Here is a 21,396-nt window from a genome sequence, read left to right as displayed (position 1 = left end):
TCACCTCGGCTGTATAGGCTTTGAAGATAGTCCTGTCCTTCTTACAATTGATTTCACTGTCACATTAAATTTAACCTCAGGATAAATTTTGTCCCAGTCTTTTTCAACTTCTTTCCATAGTTTAGGATTCTTTTGGTGCAGAATATTAATGAATCCTACTACATCAGCATTATACTTCTTTTGAAGTACAAAAAGCGCGTGTTCTATCCCTTGTTTTATTTTGTCATTTATTAAAAGTTGAAGCTTTTCGAGATTTTTAGGCTCTGTCAAATCATATTTGCTCTCTTGCTCATTCATATGGGTTTCTATATTAATTTTTATGTCAAAAAAAATGTCTTTACCTTTTACTTTAGGGATAATATCAGTATGAGCTTTAATAACTACAAATGAAATATGTACCTTTTCCCCCTTTAATCCCTTGTCTAAAGTCAATGTACTTCTTCTTAATTTGTTCTTTAATGTCATTATAGCTTTTGTATCTTGCTCTTCTAAAAATCCCACTAACTTGTCATTGTTAAAAACTGCAGACCCTGCCATCCTCACTCCAATTGCTTTGCCATCCTTTTTTACTATTTCCAGTCGCCCTGTTATAGGCGCTTCTTTGGGAATTTCAAGCATCTCAAGAAACTCATTTAGATCGCATACGTACGAAGAAGAAGTATTTTTTTGATTTTCTATCATCCCCAACACTTCTTTATAAGGATATCTTTCAAGCTGCTTGGTATTTGGCAAATCAAAGAGTTCCTGTAGGCTCCCCCCCGTTACAACTAATATATAAGCTGTCCTTCTGAACTCAGGATTTCTTGTCATAAAATCTAAAGTCTTGTATATTCCAGAACGTGCAAATTTTTCTTCCAAAAATATTATTTCGTTATATTGCATAAAAAGACTCCTCGGCAACTCATCGTTTAAATTTGCAAAAGCCTTTGCAAAATCCACACCACTGGCTTGAAAAACAGCATAGGGCTTGCCAACAGCACTTCCTCCTCCCGTACCTCCAGCGCCACCGCCACCTGCTGCAAGAAGGCCCGGTTTTAAAATTTGTACAATGAGGTGTATCATATCATCTTTTCCTCTTTCTATACCTAAACCTTGTACAAAGGCCAATTGATTTATTTCTCTTTTATCCCAGCATCCTGTAAATAAAAGAGAAATTATAAAAATTAATATTACAAATCTCTTCATCTTATCCTCTTGTATCCTCCTGTCTCACAATATTTTTTCTTTGTACAGCGCGCGGCCTCAATATCTTTGCCCACCAAGGTATTCTTATTAATGCATCACTTAATTCTTGTGTCCTACTTGGAGTCAAAGGCGAAAGGTATGGTACTCCAAAAGATTCCAATGACGCCATATGGGCAAGTATCATCATCACCACCATTATTATCCCAAAAAAGCCTAAAGTCCCTGCTGCAATCATTATAATAAATCTCAAGAGTCTAAAAGTTATCGCAACGTTATAAGCAGGAATTGAAAAGGAAGCTATTCCTGTCATTGCAACTACAATCACCATTGCAGGAGACACGAGTCCTGCTTGAACAGCTGCTTGCCCAACTACCAAACCGCCTACTATACTTACTGCTTGTCCTACTTGCATAGGAAGTCTTATACCCGCCTCCCTTAAAATTTCAAAGGTTATTTCCATGAATAATGCCTCCAAAAGTGCTGGAAAAGGCACTCCTTCTCTTTGAGCAGCAATAGAAATAGCCAGTTGCGTCGGTATCATTTCCTGATGAAAAGTAGTTTCTGCAATGTATATAGATGGAAATAAAAGAGCAATAAACATCGCAGCAATTCTTAAAATTCTGAGAGCTGAGGACAAGAAATATCTCTCATAATAATCTTCAGCAGCTTGAAAGAATTGTACAAATACTGCAGGAACCATTAATGCAAAGGGCGAACCATCAACTAATATTGCCACTTTTCCTTCTAAAATTTCTGCAGTCACCTTGTCTGGCTTTTCAGAATGAGCTATTTGTGGAAAAGGAGAAAAAGGATTATCTTCTATAAATTCTTCCAAATAACCGCTATCAATAACCCCATCAATTTGGACTTTTTTCAACCGTTTCTTTACTTCTTGAACTACTTTCTCATCTGCAATACTCTTTATATAAGCAATAGCCACATCAGTTTTAGAATATTCACCTATTTTCATATTTTCAATTACAAAATCAGGGTGTTTTATTCTCCTCCTAAGCATAGAAGTATTTATTCTTAAAGTTTCTACAAAAGCTTCTTTAGGACCTCTTACATAGGATTCTGTAGTAGATTCAGTTACATTTCTCCCTTCCCATCCCTTTGTGGAAATAATTAATGCTTTTTCCACTCCATCAATTAAAAGTATTGTTTCTCCACAAAGTAAGTCATCTACTACGTCTCCAAATTTATCTTTTGTATTTACTTCTGAAGTTGTTATAAAATATTCTTTTATATAATCAAAAAATTGTTGATTGTTGTATATGAATTTATTCAACTTTCTTGTCTCAATCATTATTGGCTCTAAAATATTTCGAGTAATTAACGATTTGTCTGCCATACCATCTATATAAATTAAAAAAGCTTTAACTTTTTTATCTCCTATTCTAATTTGCCTAAAAACTATGTCATTATTCCCTTTTAAAAGCGCTTGAAATACATATATATTTTCTTCTAATTCTTTGCTGAGAGTAATATATTGGTAATTTTCTTTTACATACTGTGCATCAGGCAACTTATGGGGCATTTTAAGCACCTCCAGATATTATTATTTCAAGTTTTTTTTAGAATATTATGTTGGTTTTAGAGAAATAATAAAAAAAATATGTTTAGGAGTCGGATATGTTTAAAGGAATAAGGCAATATGAAAGGACTTCAGAAAAGAAAATCTCTACAAAGCAAATGATATTTTTATTGGTCACAACTGTTCTATCAACGGCGGACGTTTTTTTGCCTTCTTTCGTGGCATTAGCCGCAAAGCAAGACTCTTGGATTTCTGTGGTGATATCTTTTGTAACCTCTAGCATTGTCTTTGTTTTTTATTATAAGCTGGCAATACTCTTTAAAGAAGAGATGCTATTTTCCTATGTAGATAAAATAACAGGAAAATTTATAGGGAAAATAATAACATTCCTTTACTTGCTCTATATATTGCGCATTGTCTCATTGGTAATAAGAGAATTAATAGAAATTATGATCAATGCTTTTATGCCTCATACTCCCCCAATGGTTTTTTATGTAGTTTTGATAATATCAGTAATGTATACTGTATCAAAAGGCTTTTTAGCAATTGTTAAATTAAATGAACTTATATTCCCTTTTGGAATGCTCCTCTTAGCATTCGTGATCACTTTGGACCTTCAAAAAGTTGATATAGCAAATTTTCTTCCAATACTTGAAAACGGGATAAAACCTCCCATAATAGGTTCAATCCTTATCACCTCATATATGCTTGAAACGGTAATAATACTTCTTATATTCCCTCATATCTCAGAAAAAGAAAAAGCTTTAAAAGGAGGGATAATAAGCCTTGGAATATTAGCCCTTAGTATGATGTTGGGAGTTTTAGCAATAGGGATTTTTGGAGCAAAAACCGCATCAAATTTTCAATTTACAGCTTTAGAAATGGTTAGAAATATAAAAATTAGCGATTACATACAGCGATTTGATTCATTAGTAATGGCGATGTGGTTGATGGGAATTTATCTTAAAATTGTAATATTTACTTATATATTCGCAAAAGGGGTAACTGAAACGATAAAAGCTCCAGATTATCGTTTCGTTTTGCTACCACTTGCAACTTTGTTAATCCCATTAGCAGAAAATGTATCTGAAAGTTTAGATGGATTGTATACTTACATACAGAGGTTTTTCCCTCTTGAAGCCTTTTTGTTTGAAGTATTTTTCCCTATAGTTCTTTATATCATTGCGAAAATTAGAAAAATAAAATGAGAGGAATTAGTCTGCATTCCTCTCATAGATTATTCTTAAACCTTCTAGGGTAAGCATATCATTCACTGTGTCTATAGTTTTTGACTCTTCTGCAATCATCTTTGCAAAACCACCTGTTGCTACCACATAAGCGTCTGGTGCAAACTCTTCTTTCATTCTGCTTACTATATAATCCACCATGCCAACATGTCCATATATAATACCTGACTGCATGCTGGACACTGTATTTTTGCAAATAACAGTAGGCGGTTTTGTAAGTTCAATTTTGGGAAGTTTGGCAGTTCTTTGAAAAAGTGCATCGGCAGATATTGCCAGTCCAGGGGCAATTATTCCACCTAAATACTCACAATTTTTAGAAATCGCACAAAAAGTAGTAGCTGTGCCAAAATCTATTACTATGACTGGCCCTCCGTAAATTTCATATGCGGCAACAGCATTTACAATCCTATCTGCACCTACTTCTTTGGGATTATCGTACTTTATATTTATGCCTGTCTTTATCCCTGGGCCCACAATCAAAGGCTTGGCATTGCAATATTTTATAGTCATTGATTCAAGTGTGTGCATAATAGGAGGTACAACGGAAGAAATTATCACCGCATCTACATCTTTAAGCTTTAAACCATTGTATTCAAACAACTGATTGATCAACATCCCATATTCATCAGAGGTTTTGCTTTTATCGGTAGATATTCTAAAAGAATGTAGAAGCTTTTTCCCTTTATAAATTCCCATTACAATGTTGGTATTCCCTACGTCAAAAACTAAAAGCAAAATCATCACCTTCTTAAAATTAAGCAGGCAAATGCCTGCTTTTATTTTTATTTATCATACACTTTCTTCAAAGACTTTACTATCATTGTTGTCAATATCACAGCAACAATAATTTCAAATATGCCATTTTTTAAAGCTACAAATAATGCAACATTAAGAGGCAGATATTTTAGAAGCACTGCTAAACCCAAAACTCCAATGGTATTTGTCAACGTGCCTGCAGCTGCTGCAATGCCAACATTTTTAGTCAACTTATAAGAATAATATGCCACAACCCCTATCAAAATCCTGGGTAATATAGCAATTACAGGATCGGCAAAAAGAGGAGTGTTTTGCCTTATGAAGCTGGTCAATCCAAAAATCAAACCTATAAAAGCTCCTACAATAGGTCCTTCTAACACTCCTCCTATAATTGCTGGTATATGCATTGTAGTAGCATTCGCAATACCTAAAGGAATGTACCCTAAAATGGTGGTAGATAAAACAATGGATATCGCAGCCAGCATTCCTGCTACAGTTATCTGCCTCAAAGAAATTTTTACCGCTTTCCCTTCTCTTGTCGCTTTAATTTGCACTTTTTTCACCTCCGTTCCGGTTCCTTTTCAGGATACCGTTCCGAATGCCTAACAATATTAAATTTTTATTAGTTGTCAGGTTCGAAGACGATACCCGCAATTTTATTTTACCAAAAAAAGCCTCACTCATCAATAATTTTTTAATTCATAGTCACAAGCACATCTCCTGTGTTTACGGAAGAGCCTTTAGAAACATGTATACTTACTATAACTCCTTCTTCAGGCGCCATTATTTCATTTTCCATCTTCATAGCCTCTAAAATTACTACGACATCTCCCCGCTTTATCCTGTCACCTTCTTTAACTTTTACATCAAGAATTGTGCCTGGCATAGGCGCAGAAATTACTTTAGAACCTTTAGCCGCCGGAGAAGAAGCTTCAGCTTTTGAAACTGACTGGAAAGTTTCCTGAGTTTCAGTCGCTTTAGTTTGTGAAACAGTTGCCCTTTGTGTTATGTTAGAAGTCTCATCCTTATCTTTTATCTCTTCTACCTCAACCTCATATACTTTCCCATTTACTGTTACTTTAAACTTTTTCACAGAAATTCCTCCTTCAGTTACAATCTTGTTCTCATTTGCTCCTGCCGCCCTACTTTAGCCCAAACGGGAGCAGTCTCTGGAAGTCTCACTATAGATTTTACGTAAAAACCACTAACATCGGCTTGTAAATATAAAGCTATCGCGGCTGTAATCGCAGCAACAAGCTCAATTTCTTCTTCGTTTTCTCCACTTTTGTCTTTTTTTTCTTCATTCTTTACTTCTTCTTCCTCTTTACTATTAAAGGTTTTTTTCAAAAAATCCAAAAAACTTTCCATAAAAACACCACCTTATAGAGGTATATTGCCATGTTTCTTAGGAGGCCGACTCTCTCTTTTGCTAGATAACATATCAAAAGCTGATATGAGCCTTGGCCTTGTCTCAGAAGGAAGAATTACATCATCTACATAGCCACGAGCTGCAGCTCTGTATGGATTTGCAAAATTATCTCTGTATTCATTTATCTTTTGCTGCCTCACTTCTGCAGGATTTTCTGCCTCATTGATTTCATTTTTAAATACAATGTTTGCTGCTCCTTCTGGTCCCATGACCGCAATTTCTGCCGTAGGCCATGCAAACACTATGTCAGCTCCTAAGTCTTTGCTGCACATAGCAAGATAAGCCCCACCGTAAGCCTTCCTTACAATCAAAGTAACCTTAGGAACAGTTGCCTCAGAATAAGCGTAAAGCATTTTCGCCCCATGTCTTATTATCCCACCATATTCTTGATTTGTCCCTGGCAAAAATCCAGGCACATCCACTATACTAAGTATAGGAATATTAAAAGCATCACAAAAGCGAATAAACCTAGCCGCTTTGTCAGAAGCATTTATGTCAAGTACTCCTGCTAATACTCTTGGCTGATTTGCAACAATTCCTATTGTCTTTCCATTAAGTCTTGCAAAAACTGTGATGATATTTTCTGCGTACATCTCCTGTGACTCTAAAAATTCTCCATTGTCGACTATTTCTCTTATTAATTCTTTCATGTCATAAGGCTTATTGGGATTGCCTGGAATTATCTCCATAAGTCTTTGAGAAACTCTATTGGGATTATCCCCTGTCTCGTATTGTGGAGGATCTTCTAAGTTGTTAGAAGGTAAATAACTTAACAAATTCCTCACCATCTTTAGAACTTCTTCATCATTTGGACCCCTGAAATGAGCAACACCGCTTAGCCTATTGTGAGTTATTGAGCCTCCTAATTCTTCAGGAGTAACCTCTTCTCCAGTTACAGCTTTTATAACTTGTGGACCTGTTATAAACATTTGGCTGGTTTTATCTACCATAAAAATAAAATCTGTTAATGCCGGCGAATATACGGCTCCACCAGCACTCGGTCCCATTATTACCGATATTTGCGGTATAACGCCGGAGGCTAAAGTATTTCTGTAAAATATGTTTCCATAACCTGAAAGAGCATCTACTCCTTCTTGTATGCGAGCACCTCCTGAGTCGTTAAGACCTATTATAGGTGCTCCCATCTTCATTGCCATGTCCATCACTTTAGTTATTTTTTTTGCATGATATTCTCCTAATGAACCACCTAATACAGTAAAGTCCTGTGCATATACATATACTAACCTTCCATCTACTGTTCCGTAGCCTGTTACAACCCCTTCTCCGAAATATTTTTGCTTTTCCATCCCAAAGTCATAACACCGATGCTCTACAAAAGGGTCTATTTCTACAAAACTGTCCTTGTCAAGAAGCTTATGTATTCTCTCTCTTGCAGTCAATTTTCCCTTTTCGTGCTGAGCAGCTATTCTTTTAGCCCCTCCACCTTCCAAAACTTTTTCTTTTCTTCTTTTTAGCTCTTCTATCATATCATGGACACTCATAAAATTTCCTCCTTATAGCCTCACTGCAACTTAATAGTAGCAGTTATTATTAGTACCTACTAAATAATATACCACATACTTTCCAACTGCACAATAAATTTAATCCCTTTGACAAAGTTCTAAAAGTACTCCATTTGTGCTTTTGGGGTGTACAAAAGCTATTTTGGCACCACCAGCTCCATATCTAGGTAGTTCGTCAATGAAGTTGACCCCCCTTTGTTTTAGCTCTTCTAAAGTTTTTTCAATATTATCTACTTGAAGGGCAATGTGTTGTATACCTTCTCCTCTTTTTTCTATAAACCTGGCTATAGGACCATCCTCGGAGGTAGACTCTAAAAGTTCTATCTCACTATCACCTACAGGAATAAAAGCTGTCTTTACTTTTTGTTCTTCTACTACTTCCATTCCTTTTATTTCAAGGCCTAGGACATCTCTATAAAACTTTGCTGCTTCTTCAATGCTTTTAACAGCAATCCCTATATGGTCAATCTTTTTAATCATCTTAAAACCTCCTTACAACATTTAATTAAAAATTTCCTTGTATAAATCATCTGCAAAAGTGTACGGGTCTATCCTTTTGTCTATCACTTCTTGCAATTTAGATATGAATTCCCTCTCTTGAATCTTGTCAAAAACATTCTTCATTATCCTATTCTTTACAGTTTCAATTATCTCCATTTTCAACCTCTCAATTCTTTTCTTTTGAAGAGCCCCACTTTCTTCTAAATAGCTTTTATGTTGGGTAATATGATCAATAAGGTCAGCAATTCCTTTGTTCTCCTGTGCAATCACTTTTACCACAGGTGGTCTCCATTTCTTCTTTTCATCCAAATCCAACATCATGTTAAGCTCAACGACTGTTTTGTCTGCTCCTTCTCTGTCGCACTTGTTCACCACAAAAATGTCTGCTATTTCCATGATCCCCGCCTTTATAGCTTGTACATCATCTCCAAGTCCAGGAGCCAAAACCATCACCACAGTGTCAGCAATTTTGATTATGTCTATCTCCGATTGACCTACTCCAACTGTCTCTATAAAAATGTAATCCATGCCGGCTATATCTAAAATTCTCGCTGCCATGTAAGTCCCTTTAGAAAGCCCTCCAAGATGTCCTCGCGTCCCCATGCTCCTTATGTAAACATTAGGATGCTGAGATAAATCCTGCATTCTTATCCTGTCTCCTAAAAGTGAACCCCCTGTAAAAGGGCTAGTGGGGTCTACTGCTATTACTCCTATTTTTTTACCTACATCAACTAAATTTTTAATTAATTTGTCTGTCAATGTGCTCTTACCAACACCCGGCGGTCCGGTAATGCCTATAATATAAGCATTACCAGACTTAGTATAAAGCCTTTTTATTATCTCTTTGGCTTTATCCTCATAGTTTTCCGCATAAGTTATAGCTCTGGCAATAGCCCTTTTATCCCCTTTTAACAAAAGCTCTTCAATATCACGCATTTTATACCGCCCTATTGACATGTTCTTTTATATACTCAATAACAGCAGAAGTGGGAGTGCCGGGTGTAAAAATTTCCGCTATTCCATGCTCTTTCAAAAAAGGTATGTCTTCCTCTGGTATAACTCCGCCACCTATTACTAATATGTCATCTGCTCCTCTTTCTTTTAAAAGCTTTGTTATTTTAGGAAATAAAGTGTTATGGGCACCAGATAAAATGCTTAAAGCTACAACATCTACGTCTTCTTGAATGGCTGCTTCTACAATTTGTTCGGGTGTTTGCCTAAGTCCCGTGTATATCACTTCCATTCCCGCATCTCTTAAAGCTCTTGCAATTACTTTTGCTCCCCTGTCGTGACCGTCTAATCCCGGCTTTGCCACTAATACTCTTATAGGTCTTTCCATATTTATCCTCCTTTACAGTATAATCTGTTGCTGATATTCCCCAAAAATAGAACGCAACACATCTGTAATTTCACCTAATGTCGCATATTCCCTTACTGCATCTAATATCCAAGGCATCAAGTTGTCGTCTCCTTCTGCAGCTTTTTTTAAGGCCTCTAAAGTCTTTTTCACACTGGCGTTGTTTCTCATTTCTTTTACTTTAGCGATTTTTTGTTTTTGCAATTCTTCTACAGCAGGGTTTACTTTTAAAAGCCCTTTTGGCGGCTCCTCTTCAATTTGGAATTTGTTAAGCCCTACTATTACTCTTTCACCAGATTCTATTTCTTTTTGATATCTATATGCACTTTCTTGTATTTCTTTTTGTATATATCCCAAATCAATAGCTCTTGCCGCTCCTCCTAATTCGTCAATTTTCTTTATATATTCAAAAGCCCTCTTTTCAATTTCATCTGTCAATTTTTCAACATAGTAACTTCCGGCCAATGGATCTGGAGTCTCACAAACACCGCTTTCATAAGCAATAATTTGCTGCGTCCTTAAGGCAATTCTCACAGAATCTTCTGTAGGAAGAGCAAGAGCTTCGTCTCTGCTGTTCGTGTGTAACGACTGAGTACCCCCTAAAACTGCTGCTAAAGCTTGAATAGTAACCCTAATAATATTGTTGTCAGGTTGTTGAGCAGTAAGAGCAGAACCCGCAGTTTGAGTGTGAAATCTCATCATCATTGACCTTGGATCTTTCGCGTTAAATCTTTCTTTCATTATCTTTGCCCACATTCTTCTTGCCGCCCTAAATTTTGCAACTTCTTCGAAAAGATCGTTGTGGGCATTGAAGAAAAATGACAATCTTGGAGCAAACTCATCTACATCAAGACCTGCCTTTATAGCCGCCTCCACGTAAGCTATGCCATTAGCCAAAGTAAATGCTATTTCTTGCACTGCCGTGGCTCCTGCTTCTCTTATGTGATAACCGCTTATACTTATAGTATTCCACTTAGGAACATACTTGGAACAATATTCGAAAATATTAGTAATAAGCCTCATAGAAGGACCTGTCGGAAAAATATAAGTTCCACGAGCTACATATTCTTTTAAAATGTCATTTTGAATAGTCCCATTCAACTTATCTGGAGATACCCCTTGCTTTTCTGCAACTGCAATATACATCGCAAGAAGTATTGCAGCAGGCGCATTAATAGTCATAGAAGTACTGACTTTGTCAAGGGGAATGCCATCAAAGAGAATTTCCATGTCATAAAGTGAATCTATGGCTACTCCTACTTTCCCTACTTCTCCTTCTGCCATTGGATGGTCAGAATCATAGCCTATCTGTGTAGGTAAATCAAAAGCTACGCTCAAACCTGTTTGGCCTTGCGACAAAAGATATTTAAACCTTTTATTCGACTCTTCTGCAGTTCCAAATCCTGCATATTGCCTCATAGTCCAAAATTTGCCTCTATACATAGTAGGCTGTACGCCTCTTGTATAAGGATATTCTCCTGGAAAGCCAATCTTTTCGAGATAATCTATATCACTTATATCGTAAGGGGTGTAAATCTCCTTAATCTCTATCCCAGACGAGGTTTTAAATTCTTTTTTCCTCTCTGGAAATTTAGATACCACCTTTTGTCTTTGATTAACTTCCCATTCTTCCTTTTTGTTTTTTATTTCCTCTAATTTTTTTTTGTCAATCATATAACACCCTCCTTTGATTTTCCCCTTTTACATTATAACACAAATTTTTAACAAATGTTTACCTTTTCATTTGAAATTTTTTTCTATAAAAAAGCGGCCAAAGAGAAGACCTCTTCGCCGCCTATCTAGTCATTTCCTCAATAACACTTTCTAATTCTTCTACAACTTCATTAAGCTCAAAATAGCCCTTTTGCATCTTAAGTTTTGCCAAAAGCCTTTGATATTGTCTTAATGTTCCCATTATAATAACGTCAGATTTTTCAACACTCATATTTACGCAACCTCTTGCTACAGCTGCTTCTCCTCCTATAGCTAGCATCTCCTGTTTTATTATGTTAGCAGCTGCTGGATGTACATCAAAGAGCTTGACAACCCTGAAAACGGCTTTTGGTGCCATAATATCTACAGAAATTTCTTCAGCTTTTATTTGGCTAAGTTCCTTTTTCGCCTGTGACAAATTTTGTATATCTAATATTTCTTTTTTCATCTACTTTCATCTACACTCCCTTAAAACAGTCCTGTTATTCTTCCGTTTTCATCAATGTCTATATTTTCTGCTGCCGGATGCTTTGGAAGGCCTGGCATTGTCATTATATCACCTGTCAAAGCCACAATAAAACCTGCACCTCTTGAAATTCTCAGTTCTCTTACTGTTATTTTAAATCCTCTCGGACGTCCTAAAAGTTTTGGGTCATCTGAAAGAGAATATTGAGTTTTTGCCACAACTATTGGCATCTTGTCAAAGCCTAGTCTTTCAAGGTTTGCTATATCTTTAAGAGCAGAAGCAGTATACTCTACTCCATCAGCTCCATATATTTCTGTTGCAATTATGTGCAATTTATCTTTAATTGGAAGTGTTTCATCATACAAAACGTGGAAGTTGGAAGGTATCTCACAAGCTTTCACAACTTTTTCAGCCAACTCTATTCCGCCCTCTCCTCCTTTTTCCCACACTTCCGCTACCGCCATATCTACTCCTATTTTTTCGCAGGCAATTCTCACTTCATCAATTTCTCTTTCTGTATCAAAGACAAACTTGTTAAGGGCTACAACAACTGGCACTCCAAATTTTTTTATATTTTCAACTTGCTTTTCAAGATTTTCAATTCCCTTTCTTACTGCGTCCACATCTTCTTTTTGCAAATCTTCCTTTTTAACTCCCCCATGCATCTTTAAAGCTCTTACAGTCGCTACTATGACGGCTGCATTTGGTGTTAGTCCTCCAAACCTTGACTTTATGTCAAAGAATTTTTCAGCCCCTAAATCTGCACCAAAGCCTGCCTCTGTTACAAGATAATCCGCCAATTTTAAACCATATTTAGTGGCAATTAAGCTATTGCATCCATGAGCAATATTTGCAAAAGGCCCTCCATGAACAAATGCTGGAACGTTTTCAATCGTCTGTACTAAATTAGGTTTTATAGCATCTTTTAATAAGACTGTCATAGCTCCATCGGCTTTTAAATCTTTTGCAGTTACAGGATTGCCATCTTTATCATATGCTACAATTATGTCGCCAATTCTTCTTTTTAAATCCATCAGGTCTCGTGATAAACACAAAATTGCCATTATTTCCGACGCCACAGTTATTATAAAACCATCTTGTCTTGGATATCCATTTGCTTTTCCTCCAAGTCCTACTATTACTTCTCTTAAAGCCCTATCATTCATGTCCATAGCTCTTTTCCATGTAATAGTCCTTATGTCAATATTAAGTTCATTTCCATGATGGATGTGATTGTCAATCATAGCAGCTAGCAGATTATGAGCAGCAGTAATCGCATGTAAATCTCCTGTAAAGTGTAAATTTATGTCCTCCATAGGTACAACTTGAGAATATCCTCCCCCAGCCGCTCCACCTTTTATTCCCATAGAAGGTCCTAATGAGGGCTCCCTCAAGGCTATCATGGCTTTTTTACCTATTTTGGCAAGAGCTTGACCTAATCCTACAGTAAGTGTGGTCTTACCCTCGCCTGCAGGGGTGGGAGTTATCGCTGTGACAAGAATAAGCTTACCATCTTTCCTGTGCTTTATTTTTTCCCATAATGCAAGAGAAATTTTTGCTTTATACTTGCCGTAGTATTCTAGGTAGTCTTCCTCAATATCTAACTTTTTTGCAACCTCCCTTATATGTAGCATTTTCGCTTCTTGAGCTATTTCAATATCAGATTTCATAAATTTTCCCCTCCAGCTTTTATTTTTATCTCTCACCCAAAATTATTTTTACAAGTGTACCTTTACCTTTTTTACTAAAAATTTTAATATCACCATTGTACAATTCTACAATACTTTTGCAAATTGCAAGTCCCAGGCCTGTTCCTTCTCTTTTAGTTGTAAACAATGGCTCAATAACTTTTTTTAAATATTTCTTCTCTATACCACCTCCATTATCAACAATTCTTATTACTATCCTCTTTTTAAGAGGGTAGTATCTTGTATCTAATATTATTTTACCATTCTCCCCAATGGCATGAAGAGAATTTTGAACTATATTTAAAATAAGCTGCTTAAGATGATTTTTGTCCATTTTTATAGGAGGAACATCACCAAACCTTTTTTCTATTTTAATTTTTTTGCGAACAGTTTCTGCTTCAAAAAGAAGTAAATATTGATTTATAACGCTATTTATGTCTATTTCAGTTTCTCCTTCTTCATTGCTTCTGACTATACCAAGGTAATTTTTTATTAAAGCTAATACTCTGTCCACTTCGTCTAAAATAGTCTCATAGTAAGTAGAACTTTCTTTATGTTTAGCTTGTAGAAGTTGTATAAAGCCTTTTATAGAAGTTAAAGAATTTTTTATTTCATGAATAGTTGTGGCAGCAAATTCACCAGCAATTGTGTATTTTTCCGTTTGCTCAATTAATTTTTGATATTTTAAGTCTTCAGTTATATTTTTCACAATAATAGTTTTCCAATGCCCACTGTTTAATTTCCCATACTTAAGCAAAAGCACTCTTTCGTCAAAACTGCCTTTCGATGGAATTACAATTTTTTCTCCGTTAATTAAATTATTTTCTGAAGCATCCGGTTTGTATTTTTTTATAATGTCCATAAACTTTGCATTTATGAATTTTGTATATTTAAGGCCAAATAATTCACATGCCCTGTTATTCACATAGACCACGTTAAACCTATTATCAACTATCACAACACCTTCCTCTGTCATATCCATTACGTCAGTTGGATATTTGAAGAAGTTAAAATAATCTTCAGCTTTTCCTTTACAATAGCTTCGCAACTTCACAAACCCCAAAAAAGCTACTTTATCACCACCACTGTTAACTATAGGACTAAATCTTATACTAAAAGACATTTTTATATTGTATTTTGCCGTAAGCTCTATGATAAGACCATCTTCGTATGGCCCTACTTCTTTGTATTTTATTATATGGTAAAAAAAATAATCATAATCATCTATCTCATCAGCGAAATAGCCTAATGTTTCAAGAAGTCTTTTATTTACATGAACTACCTTACCATTTAAATTTTTTAAGACAAAAAAATCGTGTGCATTATCTAAAAGGTTGCATATCCATTGCAAGGAATTTTTATCTGTAGCAAAAGCTTTGTTCACTTTCATGACTGTCCCCCTTTATCTCCCTTATCTTTTGTTCAAAAACCTTAGTCCCACTAATATAATTAGACATTAAAGTAGAAAAATCCTCCTTCTTATCAATAATTTTTTTATTGTTAACTAAAAATTTTTAAAAAAATAATGTATAAGTCCAAAGACTTATACATTATTTGGTATTTTATGCAAACTGCACCCCTTCTATATCCTCTCCGCTAAAGACTTTTTCAAACTCTTCTCCATTAAGCTTTTCTTTTTCAATAAGAGCTTTTGCTACTCTGTGAAGTTTATCAATATTTCCCTTTAACAATGATTCTGCTCTTTTATACGCTTCTTCAATTATTCTCTTTATCTCTCTATCAATTTCTGCAGCTACTTCTTCACTGTAATTTCTTGTTCTTCCTAAATCCCGCCCTAAAAACACTTCTTCACTTTTAGTACCAAAAGTCATGGGTCCTAACCTTTCACTCATGCCATACTCTGTAACCATCTTTCTTGCAATATTTGTAGCTCTCTCAATGTCATTTTGTGCACCTGTACTTATATCATTTAACACTAAACTCTCTGCCACACGTCCGCCTAAAAGATGAACTATCTCATCCATCATTTCAGATTTTGACATGTAATATTTATCTTCTTCGGGAAGAAGCATAGTATAGCCTCCAGCTCTGCCTCTCGGAATTATCGTTACCTCATGGACAGGAGGAGTGTTTGGCAAAAGCTTTGCTACAACAGCATGCCCTGCTTCATGATATGCCACCAATTTCTTGTCTTTCTCAGACATAATCCTACTTCTCTTTTCAGGTCCTGCTATTACTCTCGTTATAGCTTCTTCCAATTCTGCCATAGTTATCTGCTTAAGCCCTCTCCTTGCTGCTAAAAGTGCCGCTTCATTCATAAGATTTTCAAGGTCGGCCCCAGTAAACCCAGGAGTTCTTCGTGCCAGTACTTGCAATGATACATCTGGAGCCAATGGCTTATTTCTTGAATGTATCTTCAAAATTTCTTCTCTTCCTTTTATATCAGGAATACCAACAGTAACGTGCCTATCAAATCTTCCTGGTCGCAGTAGTGCAGGGTCTAATATATCTGGCCTGTTTGTTGCGGCAATCACAATTATACCTTCATTGACACTGAAACCATCCATTTCAACTAACAGCTGATTTAGTGTTTGCTCTCTTTCATCATGCCCGCCACCTAAACCCGCACCTCTTTGCCTTCCTACCGCGTCTATTTCATCAATAAAAACAATACAAGGTGCATTCTTTTTAGCTTGATCAAATAAATCTCTAACTCTCGCAGCACCTACACCGACAAACATCTCCACAAAATCAGAACCACTTATGCTAAAAAATGGTACTCCCGCTTCTCCTGCTACAGCTTTTGCGAGGAGCGTTTTTCCTGTACCTGGAGGCCCCACTAAAAGAACCCCTTTAGGTATTCTGGCTCCAAGCTCAAGAAACTTTTTGGGATATTTTAAAAATTCAACAATTTCTTGCAGTTCTTCTTTTTCTTCATCTGCTCCCGCCACGTCATTAAAAGTTACTCTTTTATCTTTGTCTGTAATCATCCTGGCCCTGCTTTTGCCAAAAGACATCACTTTGCTTCCTCCCCCACCTTGTGCCTGTTGCATAAAAATATACCAAAATATGATGAAAATTACGATTAAAAAGAGAGAAGGAAGCATTTGTACCCACCATGGCGGGCCTACTTGCGGCTCACTTTTAAAATCCAGTTTCCCCTGTAAAATGTAAGGATTTACAAAACTCATAAAGTTAGTTACATCTGGTACACGGCTCTTAAACTCGGTACCATTTTTTAATACACCTTTAACATCATTACCCACAAGGGTAATGCTTTTTACTTGATTGGCATCAATGTATTTTATTAGCTGTCCGTAATCAATATCGGTTATTGGTTCGGCGCTTTGAGAATACAATTGTACCATTGCGTAAATAGCTATAAATATTAATAAATAGAGCACCATGCTTCTAATTATCTTGTTATTATCGTTCAAATAAGGCCCCTCCTTCAAACAAGTCCAACTACTTTTAATCTATAATATCATATCTCCTTTAAAAAACCAAATCATTTATACAGCTCTGGCTTTAAAACCCCTATAAATGGGAGATTTCTGTATTTTTCATCAAAATCTAATCCATAACCAACTACAAATTTGTCAGGAATTTTAAATCCACAATAATCTACCTTAACGTCTGCTTCTCTTCTTTCAGGTTTATCTAAAATAGTGCAAATTTTTAAACTTCTAGGTTTTCTTTCTAATAAAGTCTTTCTTAAATAAGAAAGTGTTAAACCGCTATCTATAATATCCTCGACTATGAGCACATCTTTTCCTTCAATGTTTATGTCATGGTCTTTAATTATTTTTACTATTCCAGAAGACTGAGTAGAAGAACCATAACTGGAGACTGCCATAAAATCTATTGATAAAGGTAAATCTATTGCTCGAGATAAGTCTGCCATAAACATTATTGCTCCTTTTAAAACCCCAAGGAGGACAAGGTCTTTACCTTGGTAGTCTTTTGTAATTATTTGTCCTAACTCTTTCACTTTTTCTTTTAATTGCTCTTCCGTAATCAAAATCTCCTGTATATCTTGTGTTGGACTCGACATAAATTTAACCTCCTTCTTTTTTATTTTATCCTTTGGTATACTCTATCACAAGGACATTTTTTGTATTTTTATCTACTTTAAATTTATCACTCATTCTATAACCTACAACCCACACAATTTCATTGTCTATGGCTAATAAAGGAATGCTATCTCTTATTTCGCGGGGTATTTTCTCGTCAATAAAAAATTCTTTTAATTTTTTACTCCCTCCCAGGTTAAGAGGAGAAAAAATATCCCCTGCTTGCCTATTTCTAACTACCACATCTTTCTGTATTTTATCATAGTCAAAAAATTTCGTGTATTTTCCTATATTAAGTTTTTTTATTTCTTCAATCCCTAAAACGGTAGTTTTAAATTGCCCAACACCACATATCTTAGTAATTCCAGGAATATTTAATTTTGCCCAAAAAGTCTTGGCCTCTTTTTCTTTTATTTTTCTCATTATAAGATTATTATAGCTTTTTAAAGCCTCAATTTCAAAGGGTAAATCAATTTTTGAGGAAGTTGGTTTGTCTAAAAGGCTTAAAACATCCTCTACATGGATGTATTCTAATCCATAAATATCTCCTTTTAATTTTTGGTACATAAGCCTAACTAAGCGTCGCTGAATAGCTGGATGCTGTGCCCTCAGTTTTTTTATATCAGCAAAAATTTCCTCTCGATTAAAATAGCAAACCTCATTAAAAATCTTTTCACACTCTTTTTCTAAATGGTCATTCTCCTCTAAAATAATTTTTGCCATCCTGTAGATATTCTCTATTATATCTACTTCAAAAGTTTCATTTATATAGGGAATTAATTTAAGTCTTACTTTATTTCTCTTATATAAATCTTCATAATTTGTAAAATCTATTACCGGCTTTAAATCTTTTTCCTTGATGTAATTCTCTATTTCTTCCCTTTCTATTTCAATGAGAGGCCTTATTATATTTCCATTTACCGGTTTTATTCCAATGAGGCCAGCCATTCCAGAACCTCTTATTAAATTTAAAAAAACTGTTTCCACTACGTCGTTCTTATTATGGGCTACAGCTATTTTATTACCCTTAACTTCTTTTAATACTTCCTCAAAAGCCTGATACCTCACATATCGACCAGCCTCTTCTTCCGAATATCCCATTTCTTTGGCTATTTTTTTTACATCTTTTTCAAATAAAAAAAATGGGAGTTTCAATTTGCGGCACATATCTTCAACAAATTGCGCATCCCTTTTAGCTTCTTCTCCTCTTATCATATGATTAACATGTACTACATACAACTTAAGATTAAATAAATCTTTTAAATTGTATAAAATATCCAGCATACACAAAGAATCAGGTCCACCGGAAACCCCCATTACAATTTTATCATTTGTCTCAATCATTTTATACCTTCTAATTGTTGAAATAACCTTATCAATCATTTCTTAACCCCTTATAGCGATATATACTCATGTTATATAATGATTATATAATATCCTCCTTTTTAAATCAAACCCAAAAAACCCCTCCACAAAAGTATTCCTTTAATCGCCTCGATATATTGTTTCCACATTGTGGAAGGGTTATTCCAATTTATTAACTTTTATATTTTCTTCCATACCTTTAAAACCAAAATTGTCATATCGTCCTTTGGAGTATTATTACATAATTCCAAACATTTTTTCATTAACGCATCTGCCATATCCTGAGGATTTCTCGTCTTGATTTCACTGATTAACCTTGAAAATTCTATTTCTTTATCCTTCTCAAAACACTCCAACACTCCATCAGTGACTAAAATCACAAAATCTCCATCTTTTAATTTTCTTTCATGTATATCTGCCTCTATATCTTCCAAAATGCCAATGGGCAGAGAACTGGATTCTATAATCTCAACCTCATTCCCTCTTTTTATAAAGGTAGCACAAGAGCCAATTTTTATAAATTCTGCTTCTCCAGTAAACTTGTCCAGAAACATTATATCCACAGTAGAAAACATTTCTTCTGCAGACCGCAAAGCCAAAATAGAGTTTAATGTTTGAATAACTAAATGTTTATCAAAGCCTGCCTCTATAAATTTCTCCAGCAAAGAAATGGTAGTAGTGCTCTCTGCAGCCGCTTTATATCCAATCCCCATTCCATCGCTTAAAGCTGCCATATATTTTCCATCTTCTAAGTCCATAAATGAATAAGTATCTCCAGAAATCTTGGCTTTTGACTTGCTAACTCTGCTTATCCCCGTTAAGACTTGCAAGCTCTCTGCTTTTGTAAGAGTAAGTACACATCTTCCATTGTGGTCTATAGAGCATAACCTACTTTTTCTCTCATATCTTTCCCCCATAATTTCAGATACAATAGGGACAATCTTTTTGTCACATTCCTTAGCAAAACATGCCTTTTTATATATTTTTACGTTAAAATTTTCGTCTCCTGTGTCATAAATTAGCACATCCTCTACAGGTATGCCCTTTTTGTCCAATTCTACCATCATTATTTGTTCTAATTCATCTTTAAAAGTGACATTCATGCTAATATCACTAGCCATATTAGATATTGCATCAGCAACTCCTTTTAATTGAGTAGCAATAAGTCCTTTAGCATCTTTTAGCCTTTCTCTCCACTGCATGCTTATTTTGTAAATGCCTAAGTAATATTTAGTTGTGCTCATAAGTTCAGAAAATCTTATACATTTTCTATACAGTTTATTGTCCTCAATACTACTATTTTTTTCAAGATGTTCTATCAACTCAAACATGCTTTTATAAGTATTGTAAAACTCCTTATCCCAACAAGTTTTATACATGATACATTGAGTACAGGTCTTATTGGCAATTTCCTCAAACAAATAAGAAATATCTTTGTGGTCTAATACCTTTTCATTTACCTGTTTAAAACTTTTAGAGAGCTCTTCAAATACTTGAGAATACTCTTTAAGTTTGCCTGTCACTACTTCTTTTAATTTTTCATTGTAATTTCTGTTGTTTAAATTTTTATTACCCTTTACTATTTCCTCAGCCTTTACTATGTACTTCTTAGGAAGTGCTGCAAACATTAAAGAAGCTAACACAATATCATAAGGATTTACAATCATATCCACAGTTGAAGTTACATAAAATGTAATAATAAAAATGGCAGTTAAAAAGCCTATAATAACTCCAATTTTATGCAATTTTTTCAAACTACCGGCCAACAAGCCTGCAAATCCAAAAAGCCCTATGGAGACTGGCATTTGGAAAAAAGATAAGCCTCCAAGAAGCCCCATAGTTGTGCCGATACTTGCTCCTACTCCAGCCCCACCTATATAAGAGGCTAAAAGTATTATGAATATCCCTAATATCCCATTGAGAGTAAATTTCCACACATTCAAATGATTCATTCCTAGAATAAATAGCCCTATAAATATACTCAAAGATATCAACTCTTCATTGGAAACAATTTTTCTGTTTATATTCAAAATAAATGAAACAGCGTGGTTAAAAATAAAAACCATTAACATTGCAGTGACAGACTCATATAGGCTCATCATAATGTCAAAAAGCAAAAAGCCATAAATATAGCTGAATATAAGATCTGCACTAAAAAGAGAAATAAAAGTAATGAAAGAGGTTTTAATAATATTTTGAGGTTTAATTTTTAGAAACCCTTCTAATAAAAAGATCAAAACAAGTGCTAAAAGGTATTTAAAACTATTGACATTGGGTAAAGTTAATATTCCCAACCATACTCCTATTCCTGTTAAAAGATATCGCTTTTTATACATTAAAAGGGTTGCAAAAAAAGCAATGCCGAAAGGCAAAAGACTATTGAAAATAACAGCTCGCCCTATAAAAAAGCTTATAACTGACAATAATATAATCTGTTGAATATTTTTATAAATATTTTTTTGAGTATTTTCTGTCAAGGAAGTTTTTATAACTCTTTTATAAGGTAAAATATTTATATTTTGCATAAAAAAACCACCACCTCTTGTTTTTTTCTAAATTATAGCATCATGGTGATGGTTTTATTTGTTAATTTTTGCT

19 protein-coding genes are annotated in these 21,396 nt (G+C 35.0%); 1 reads left to right on the top strand and 18 read right to left on the bottom strand.

Annotation, left to right across the window (positions count from 1 at the left end; all coding sequences use genetic code 11):
- Positions 1-1,185, bottom strand: a complete 1,185-nt coding sequence (locus THYS13_RS11855) for a Ger(x)C family spore germination protein (RefSeq protein WP_042834705.1) — start codon at positions 1,183-1,185, stop codon at positions 1-3.
- Position 1,186: 1 nt separating this feature from the next.
- On the bottom strand, positions 1,187-2,722 hold the full coding sequence (locus THYS13_RS11850; RefSeq protein WP_042834704.1) for a spore germination protein: 1,536 nt from the start codon (positions 2,720-2,722) through the stop codon (positions 1,187-1,189).
- Between the two features lie 95 nt (positions 2,723-2,817).
- Here THYS13_RS11850 and THYS13_RS11845 point away from each other — a divergent pair, with 95 nt between their 5' ends.
- Positions 2,818-3,927, top strand: coding sequence for an endospore germination permease (locus THYS13_RS11845; protein ID WP_042834703.1), 1,110 nt, complete (start codon positions 2,818-2,820; stop codon positions 3,925-3,927).
- Between the two features lie 6 nt (positions 3,928-3,933).
- On the opposite strand, the gene THYS13_RS11840 is transcribed toward THYS13_RS11845, so the two are convergent.
- The 16 genes from THYS13_RS11840 to spoIIE form a co-directional block, all read right to left on the bottom strand.
- Complete coding sequence (locus THYS13_RS11840) at positions 3,934-4,701, bottom strand: type III pantothenate kinase (RefSeq protein WP_042834702.1); 768 nt, start codon at positions 4,699-4,701, stop codon at positions 3,934-3,936.
- Positions 4,702-4,748: 47 nt separating this feature from the next.
- A complete protein-coding gene (locus THYS13_RS11835) occupies positions 4,749-5,276 on the bottom strand; it encodes an ECF transporter S component (RefSeq protein WP_042834701.1) in 528 nt (175 codons plus the stop codon).
- A gap of 140 nt (positions 5,277-5,416) precedes the next feature.
- Positions 5,417-5,815 carry a biotin/lipoyl-containing protein gene (locus THYS13_RS11830; protein ID WP_042834700.1) on the bottom strand — a complete coding sequence of 133 codons (399 nt, stop codon included), beginning with the start codon at positions 5,813-5,815 and terminating at the stop codon, positions 5,417-5,419.
- A gap of 17 nt (positions 5,816-5,832) precedes the next feature.
- Positions 5,833-6,090: a sodium pump decarboxylase subunit gamma gene (locus THYS13_RS11825; RefSeq protein WP_042834699.1), complete on the bottom strand. Its 258-nt coding sequence runs from the start codon at positions 6,088-6,090 to the stop codon at positions 5,833-5,835.
- 12 nt (positions 6,091-6,102) lie between these two features.
- Positions 6,103-7,653: an acyl-CoA carboxylase subunit beta gene (locus THYS13_RS11820; RefSeq protein ID WP_042834698.1), complete on the bottom strand. Its 1,551-nt coding sequence runs from the start codon at positions 7,651-7,653 to the stop codon at positions 6,103-6,105.
- A gap of 99 nt (positions 7,654-7,752) precedes the next feature.
- Positions 7,753-8,154 (bottom strand): methylmalonyl-CoA epimerase, encoded by a 402-nt coding sequence (gene mce, locus THYS13_RS11815; RefSeq protein WP_042834697.1) that lies wholly within the window; start codon positions 8,152-8,154, stop codon positions 7,753-7,755.
- 21 nt (positions 8,155-8,175) lie between these two features.
- Positions 8,176-9,111, bottom strand: a complete 936-nt coding sequence (gene meaB, locus THYS13_RS11810; protein ID WP_042834696.1) for a methylmalonyl Co-A mutase-associated GTPase MeaB — start codon at positions 9,109-9,111, stop codon at positions 8,176-8,178.
- A gap of 1 nt (position 9,112) precedes the next feature.
- Positions 9,113-9,514 (bottom strand): cobalamin B12-binding domain-containing protein, encoded by a 402-nt coding sequence (locus THYS13_RS11805; RefSeq protein ID WP_042834695.1) that lies wholly within the window; start codon positions 9,512-9,514, stop codon positions 9,113-9,115.
- A 12-nt stretch (positions 9,515-9,526) separates the two neighbouring features.
- Positions 9,527-11,206 carry a methylmalonyl-CoA mutase gene (locus tag THYS13_RS11800; RefSeq protein ID WP_029689208.1) on the bottom strand — a complete coding sequence of 560 codons (1,680 nt, stop codon included), beginning with the start codon at positions 11,204-11,206 and terminating at the stop codon, positions 9,527-9,529.
- Positions 11,207-11,327: 121 nt separating this feature from the next.
- A complete protein-coding gene (locus tag THYS13_RS11795) occupies positions 11,328-11,693 on the bottom strand; it encodes a hypothetical protein (RefSeq protein WP_042834694.1) in 366 nt (121 codons plus the stop codon).
- A gap of 20 nt (positions 11,694-11,713) precedes the next feature.
- Entirely contained in the window at positions 11,714-13,381 is a 1,668-nt protein-coding gene (locus tag THYS13_RS11790; protein ID WP_042834693.1) for a formate--tetrahydrofolate ligase, read from the bottom strand.
- A gap of 25 nt (positions 13,382-13,406) precedes the next feature.
- Positions 13,407-14,789, bottom strand: coding sequence for a PAS domain-containing sensor histidine kinase (locus tag THYS13_RS11785; protein ID WP_042834692.1), 1,383 nt, complete (start codon positions 14,787-14,789; stop codon positions 13,407-13,409).
- A gap of 172 nt (positions 14,790-14,961) precedes the next feature.
- Positions 14,962-16,797 (bottom strand): ATP-dependent zinc metalloprotease FtsH, encoded by a 1,836-nt coding sequence (gene ftsH, locus THYS13_RS11780; protein ID WP_042834691.1) that lies wholly within the window; start codon positions 16,795-16,797, stop codon positions 14,962-14,964.
- A 71-nt stretch (positions 16,798-16,868) separates the two neighbouring features.
- Positions 16,869-17,414: a hypoxanthine phosphoribosyltransferase gene (gene hpt, locus THYS13_RS11775; protein ID WP_003867797.1), complete on the bottom strand. Its 546-nt coding sequence runs from the start codon at positions 17,412-17,414 to the stop codon at positions 16,869-16,871.
- Between the two features lie 25 nt (positions 17,415-17,439).
- A complete protein-coding gene (tilS, locus tag THYS13_RS11770; RefSeq protein ID WP_042834690.1) occupies positions 17,440-18,816 on the bottom strand; it encodes a tRNA lysidine(34) synthetase TilS in 1,377 nt (458 codons plus the stop codon).
- Positions 18,817-18,977: 161 nt separating this feature from the next.
- Positions 18,978-21,323 (bottom strand): stage II sporulation protein E, encoded by a 2,346-nt coding sequence (gene spoIIE / locus THYS13_RS11765; protein WP_042834689.1) that lies wholly within the window; start codon positions 21,321-21,323, stop codon positions 18,978-18,980.
- Positions 21,324-21,396: the final 73 nt, after the last annotated feature.

The sequence above is a fragment of the Thermoanaerobacter sp. YS13 genome (assembly GCF_000806225.2).
GTDB classification, from domain to species: Bacteria; Bacillota; Thermoanaerobacteria; order Thermoanaerobacterales; family Thermoanaerobacteraceae; genus Thermoanaerobacter; species Thermoanaerobacter uzonensis.
Note: the sequence above shows the minus strand (reverse complement) of the source record. Positions and strands in the feature narration are given on the sequence as shown.

Excerpts from the sequence above, each read along its gene's own strand:
- spoIIE (WP_042834689.1), bottom strand. The coding sequence starts at position 21,323 with ATGCAAAATATAAATATTTTACCTTATAAAAGAGTTATAAAAACTTCC.
- THYS13_RS11850 (WP_042834704.1), bottom strand. The coding sequence starts at position 2,722 with ATGCCCCATAAGTTGCCTGATGCACAGTATGTAAAAGAAAATTACCAA.
- THYS13_RS11825 (WP_042834699.1), bottom strand. The coding sequence starts at position 6,090 with ATGGAAAGTTTTTTGGATTTTTTGAAAAAAACCTTTAATAGTAAAGAG.
- THYS13_RS11820 (WP_042834698.1), bottom strand. The coding sequence starts at position 7,653 with ATGAGTGTCCATGATATGATAGAAGAGCTAAAAAGAAGAAAAGAAAAA.
- hpt (WP_003867797.1), bottom strand. The coding sequence starts at position 17,414 with ATGTCGAGTCCAACACAAGATATACAGGAGATTTTGATTACGGAAGAG.
- mce (WP_042834697.1), bottom strand. The coding sequence starts at position 8,154 with ATGATTAAAAAGATTGACCATATAGGGATTGCTGTTAAAAGCATTGAA.
- THYS13_RS11800 (WP_029689208.1), bottom strand. The coding sequence starts at position 11,206 with ATGATTGACAAAAAAAAATTAGAGGAAATAAAAAACAAAAAGGAAGAA.
- THYS13_RS11845 (WP_042834703.1), top strand. The coding sequence starts at position 2,818 with ATGTTTAAAGGAATAAGGCAATATGAAAGGACTTCAGAAAAGAAAATC.
- meaB (WP_042834696.1), bottom strand. The coding sequence starts at position 9,111 with ATGCGTGATATTGAAGAGCTTTTGTTAAAAGGGGATAAAAGGGCTATT.
- THYS13_RS11805 (WP_042834695.1), bottom strand. The coding sequence starts at position 9,514 with ATGGAAAGACCTATAAGAGTATTAGTGGCAAAGCCGGGATTAGACGGT.
- THYS13_RS11795 (WP_042834694.1), bottom strand. The coding sequence starts at position 11,693 with ATGAAAAAAGAAATATTAGATATACAAAATTTGTCACAGGCGAAAAAG.
- THYS13_RS11855 (WP_042834705.1), bottom strand. The coding sequence starts at position 1,185 with ATGAAGAGATTTGTAATATTAATTTTTATAATTTCTCTTTTATTTACA.
- THYS13_RS11785 (WP_042834692.1), bottom strand. The coding sequence starts at position 14,789 with ATGAAAGTGAACAAAGCTTTTGCTACAGATAAAAATTCCTTGCAATGG.
- tilS (WP_042834690.1), bottom strand. The coding sequence starts at position 18,816 with ATGATTGATAAGGTTATTTCAACAATTAGAAGGTATAAAATGATTGAG.
- THYS13_RS11790 (WP_042834693.1), bottom strand. The coding sequence starts at position 13,381 with ATGAAATCTGATATTGAAATAGCTCAAGAAGCGAAAATGCTACATATA.